Source organism: Devosia sp. (assembly GCF_040509215.1).
Taxonomy (GTDB): Bacteria; Pseudomonadota; Alphaproteobacteria; order Rhizobiales; family Devosiaceae; genus Devosia.
This window is the reverse complement of record NZ_JBEVLL010000204.1, coordinates 1-5466: the sequence shown is the minus strand read 5'-3', so window position 1 is coordinate 5466 and position 5466 is coordinate 1. Positions and strand designations below refer to the sequence as shown.

Here is a 5466-nt window from a genome sequence, read left to right as displayed (position 1 = left end):
CTTGGCCGCGATCTCCTCAGCCGGCTGATCTATGGCACCCGCATTTCCATGTCGATCGGCCTCATCGGCGTCTGCATGTCGCTGTTCCTCGGCGTCGTCCTCGGCTCCATCTCCGGCTATTTCGGTGGCTGGGTGGATACGATCATCCAGCGCGTCATAGAAGTCGTCAGCGCCATGCCCACCATTCCGCTCTGGCTCGGCCTCGCCGCCGCCATCCCGCTTACATGGTCGCCAATCCACGTCTATTTCGTCATCACCATAATCGTCTCGCTCCTCGGCTGGACGGGTCTGGCCCGTGAAGTCCGCGGCCGCTTCTTCTCGCTCCGCAACGAGGATTTCGTCACCGCCGCCAAGCTCGACGGCTCCTCCGAGCGCCGCGTCATCTTCCGCCACATCCTGCCCTCGCTCACGAGCCACATCCTCGCCGTGACGACCCTTGCCGTCCCCTCGATGATCATCGCTGAAACCTCACTCTCCTTCCTCGGCGTCGGCCTCAAGGCACCCGTCGTCTCCTGGGGCGTGCTGCTGCAGGATGCGCAGAACATCCGCTCCATCTCGACCGCGCCCTGGCTCCTCATCTGGCCAAGCCTTGCCGTCGTGATCGCCGTCCTCTCCTTCAACTTCTTCGGCGATGGCCTCCGCGATGCCGCCGACCCCTACGAGTCCTGAGGAGAGAACAATGGAAAAGCCAGTCCTCAGCGTCGAAAATCTCTCCCTCGATTTTCACCTCCGCACCCACATTCTCCACGCCGTTCGCGATGTGAGCTTTGAGCTGCATCGCGGCCGCACCCTCGCCCTCGTCGGCGAGAGCGGCTCCGGCAAATCCGTTACTGCCCGCTCGCTCATGCGCATCGTCGACAAGCCGGGCGTCATGGTGGGTGGCCGGATCATCCTTCGCACCGAAGGTAACGAGACCGACCTCGCCCAACTCGCCTCCAACAGCGCCGAAGTCCGCGCCGTCCGCGGCGCGCGCATCGGCCTCATCTTCCAGGAGCCGATGTCGTCGCTCTCGCCGGTCCACACCATCGGCAGCCAGATCGACGAGGTTGTCCGCCTCCATTCAAAGCTCGACAAGCGCGCCGCCCGTGCCCGCACCGTCGAGCTGCTGGGTCAGGTTGAAATCCCCAACCCCGCCGAAATGGCCGATCGCTACACGTTTGAATTCTCCGGCGGCATGCGCCAGCGCGCCATGATCGCCATGGCGCTGGCCTGCAATCCCGACATCCTCATCGCCGACGAACCAACCACGGCGCTCGACGTGACGACGCAGGCCGAAATTCTCGACCTCATCAAACGCCTCCAGACCGAGCGCGGCATGGCCATGCTGCTCATCACCCACGATATGGGCGTCGTCGCCGAAGTCGCTGATGATGTCGCCGTCATGCGTTTTGGCCGCATCGTCGAAACCGGCACCGTCGACGAGATCTTCCACGCGCCTCAGCACGCCTATACCCAGCGCCTCCTCGCCTCCACGCTGAAACTCGAGCAACCCGCCGACGCCCGCGCCGAAGCCGTCGTCACGCCGCAGCCGATCCTGACGCTGAAGGGCCTCACCAAGGTCTATGGCGGCGCCAAGGGATTTTTGGGCACAAAGAAATTCGCCCTCAAGGCCGTGGACGACGTCAGTCTCGTCCTCCACGCCGGCGAAAATCTTGGCGTCGTCGGTGAATCGGGCTCGGGCAAGACCACGCTAGGCCGTCTCATCCTCCGCACCGTCGAACCAACCGCGGGCCAGGTTCTCTACCGCCAGAAGGACGGCAAGGAGATCGACGTCACCGCCCTCTCCAAGGCCGACCTCAGGAAATTTCACGCCGACGTCCGCCTGATCTTCCAGGACCCCTTCGCCTCGCTCAATCCGCGCATGACCATCCGCCAGATCATCGGCGATCCCCTGGTCGTCGAAGGCAAGCTCAGCGGCAAGCAGATCGAGGAAAAGGTCGCCGAACTCCTCCGCCTTGTCGGTCTCTCGCCCGACGTCATGGAGCGCTACCCCCACGCCTTCTCCGGCGGCCAGCGCCAACGCATCGGCATCGCCCGGGCCCTGGCGCTCGATCCGCGCATCATCATCGCCGATGAAGCGACCTCCGCGCTCGATGTTTCCATCCGCAGCCAGATCCTCGACCTGCTGCTCGAAATTCAGAGCCGCCTCGATCTCTCCTTCATCTTCATCTCTCACGACATCTCAGTCGTTCGCTATTTCTGCGATCGCGTCGCCGTCATGCATCGCGGCAAACTGGTCGAAGTCGGCCCCGCCGAAAAGATCTGCACCGCGCCCGACGCCGATTACACCCGCGCCCTGATTTCGGCCGTTCCCAATCCCGATCCCAGAAACAAGCGCATGCTTCATCGCACCCGCCTCTCCGCCCTCTCAACGTGAACAGTCTGCTAGCCAAATGACCACCAATCAGCGTGCCGTGTTGACCGGCGCCGGCGCCATGAGCCGCAAGTGGCTCGAAGCCGTCAAAACCGTGGGCGGCGTCGATATCGTCGGCATCGTCGACATCAATCCCGCCAATGCCGAAGCCCGCGCCACCGAGCAGAATATCAATCCCGAGATCGGCACCGATCTCAAATCCATGCTCGCCAAACTGACGCCCGAGATCGTCTTCGACGTCGCCATCCCCGCCGTTCGCCACGGCATCGTTTCGACCGCCCTGAGCGCCGGCGCCCATGTGCTGTCCGAGAAACCCATGGCCGAAACCCTTGATCAGGCTCGCGATTTGGTCGCCCGTGCCGAAGCCGCGGGTCGCCTCCACGTCGTCATCCAGAACCGCCGCTACCTCGCCCAGCTCCGCCGCATCCATCGCCTGGTTGCCTCTGGCGCCATCGGCGAAATCACCGGCGTCCACTGCGATTTCTTCCTCGACCCTCACTTCGGCGGGTTCCGAGAACAGATGCCCCACGTCCTCCTTCTGGACATGGCCGTCCACACCTTCGACGCCGCCCGCTTCGTCATCGACGACGCCGCAACCTCGGTCTATGCCGAAGAGTGGAACCCGGCCGGCTCCTGGTACGAGCGCGATGCCTCGGCCCTTGCCAGCTTCCGTTTTTCGCAAGGCGCCGTAATGACTTATCGCGGCTCCTGGGCGGCTCCGGGCTTCCGCACCTCCTGGGAAAGTACCTGGCGCATCACCGGCACCGGAGGCTCCATCCTCTGGGACGGCGCCGACGATATCCGCGCCGAACGCTCGCTTCCCCATGTCGCGGGAAGACTCCTCCCCGATACGCAAGCCCTTGAAATTCCAGCACTCGATCCGGCCGACCGCATCGGCGGCCACCTCGGCGTCATCACCGATTTTCTCATGGCCACCCGCGGCGGGCCCACGCCCGAAACGGTCAGCCGCGAAAACATCAAAAGCCTCGGCATGGTCCTCGGAGCCATCGACAGCTCCACCTCCGGCCGTCGCGTCGAAATCATCATTTAAGGGAAGTACTTATGGCCATCGACCCAAAAGCCATCCGCATCGGAACAATGATCCGCGGCCACGAGCCCGATCCAGTCGGCTATCTCGAAAAAATCCTGCCGCACGGCTTTGAAAGCATCGAGCCCTATTTCTGGCAGACGGTGAACAAGGACCTCCCCGAACTCGCCAAGCGTCTCAAGGACGTCATCGGCGATCGCGACATCACCATGTCCACCCTCGGCATGTTCGGTAACCCTTTGGAAGAACAACCTAAAGACATCGAGACCCTGCGCGGCTGGGAAGCGCTGATCGATAATGCCCACCATTTTGGTGCCACCTGCGTCGCTGGCTTCACAGGCCGCATCCGCAACCGCCCGCTCCCCGAAAGCCTGCCGCAGTTCAAGAAAATCTGGTCCGAACTGTCAAAGCGCGCTGCCGACAAGGGCGTAAAGATCGCCTTCGAAAACTGCTCCATGCGCGGCAATTGGGAAACCGGCGACTGGAACATCGCTCACAATCCCGACGCCTGGGAAATGATGTTCAACGAAGTGCCGGAGGACAATCTCGGGCTTGAATGGGAGCCCTGCCACCAGATGGTCTATCTGATTGATCCCATTCCCCAAATCCGGAAGTGGGCGCACAAGTTCTTCCACGTCCACGGCAAGGACGCGACCATTCGCTGGGATGTCATCAAGTCCCAGGGCTATGGCGGCAAGGAAAAGGCCGTCTGGATGCGCACGCCCGGCTTTGGCGATACGAACTGGTTCGACGTCATTTCCGAACTGCGCCTTGCCGGCTGGTCCGGCTCCATCGATATCGAAGGCTGGCACGATCCGGTCTATCGCGAAGAGCTGGAAATGGTTGGCCAGGTCCACGCGCTGAATTATCTCAAGGCTGCCCGTGGCGGCGATTTCATCGCCTATCCCGGCCCGCTCAAGGGAGCCTGACCCGTGCCGCGTTTTTCCGCCAATCTTTCAATGCTCTACCCCGAACTGCCCTTTATGGAACGGTTCGCTGCCGCCGCCGCCGATGGTTTCAAGGCTGTCGAATATGTCGGCGCCTATGATCAGGAGCCGTCCGCACTGAAGGCTCTGCTTGGCCAGCACGGCCTTACCCAGGCGCTATTCAACCTTCCGGCCGGCAATTGGGCGGCAGGCGAGCGCGGAATTGCCTGCCATCCCGATCGGATCGTCGAGTTTCGTCAAGGCATTGATAAGGCAGTAGAATATGCGAAGGCGACCGGTTGCGGCCAGGTCAATTGCCTCGCCGGCATCGCGCCTGAAGGCTACGATCGCTCGACGCTCGAATTGACCCTTATCGACAACCTACGCTACGCTGCGCCGCGTTTTGCCGATGCCGGCATCAAGCTCCTCGTCGAGCCGATCAATACCCGCGACATCCCCGGCTTCCTGATCAATTCCACCGACGACTATGAGCGCATCGCCTCGGCGGTGAAGCACGACAACCTCTACCTGCAGTACGATTTCTACCACATGCAGGTCGTGCAAGGTGACCTGATCCCGACCTTCCTGCGCCTGCAGTCCCGCATCGCGCACGTGCAGATCGCCGACAATCCAGGCCGCCACGAGCCGGGCACGGGTGAGGTAAATTATCCCAATATCTTCAAGGCGCTGGATGAGGCCGGATACACCGGCTGGGTCGGCGCCGAATACAAGCCAAAGGCTGGCACCAGCGCCGGGCTCGGCTGGTTTGAGCCGTGGAGGACGCAGGCATGAAGATCGGTTTTATTGGCCTCGGCGTCATGGGCCGCCCCATGGCCGGCCATCTCGTCGCGGCCGGCCACGAAGTCTTCCTGCACCGGGTCAAGGAGGCATCGCAGCATCTGGTCGAAACCGGTGGCAAGCCGCTCGACAGTGCCAAAGCCGTCGCCGAAGCCACTGACATCGTCATCCTGATGGTCCCCGACACGCCCGACGTCGAAAAGGTGCTCTTCGGCGAAGCGGGCGTGGCGGAAGGCCTTTCCTCCGGCAAGCTCGTCATCGACATGAGCTCCATCTCCCCCGTCGCCACGCGCGAATTTGCCAAGCGCATCGCCGAAAAG

At 62.6% G+C, this 5466-nt stretch carries 6 protein-coding genes; all 6 read left to right on the top strand.

Going from position 1 to position 5466, the window contains the following annotated elements:
- Window positions 1-669, top strand: a 669-nt coding sequence (locus ABW043_RS11310; RefSeq protein ID WP_353921309.1) for an ABC transporter permease, incomplete at its 5' end; no start/stop codon positions are given.
- A gap of 10 nt (window positions 670-679) precedes the next feature.
- Window positions 680-2377 (top strand): ABC transporter ATP-binding protein, encoded by a 1698-nt coding sequence (locus ABW043_RS11305; protein ID WP_353921308.1) that lies wholly within the window; start codon window positions 680-682, stop codon window positions 2375-2377.
- A gap of 16 nt (window positions 2378-2393) precedes the next feature.
- A complete protein-coding gene (locus tag ABW043_RS11300; RefSeq protein WP_353921307.1) occupies window positions 2394-3425 on the top strand; it encodes a Gfo/Idh/MocA family protein in 1032 nt (343 codons plus the stop codon).
- Between the two features lie 11 nt (window positions 3426-3436).
- Window positions 3437-4351: a sugar phosphate isomerase/epimerase family protein gene (locus ABW043_RS11295; RefSeq protein WP_353921306.1), complete on the top strand. Its 915-nt coding sequence runs from the start codon at window positions 3437-3439 to the stop codon at window positions 4349-4351.
- 3 nt (window positions 4352-4354) lie between these two features.
- Window positions 4355-5140, top strand: a complete 786-nt coding sequence (gene otnI / locus ABW043_RS11290; RefSeq protein ID WP_353921305.1) for a 2-oxo-tetronate isomerase — start codon at window positions 4355-4357, stop codon at window positions 5138-5140.
- The coding region (locus ABW043_RS11285) for an NAD(P)-dependent oxidoreductase (protein WP_353921304.1) at window positions 5137-5466 on the top strand (330 nt) is incomplete at its 3' end. The genes otnI and ABW043_RS11285, both read left to right, overlap by 4 nt.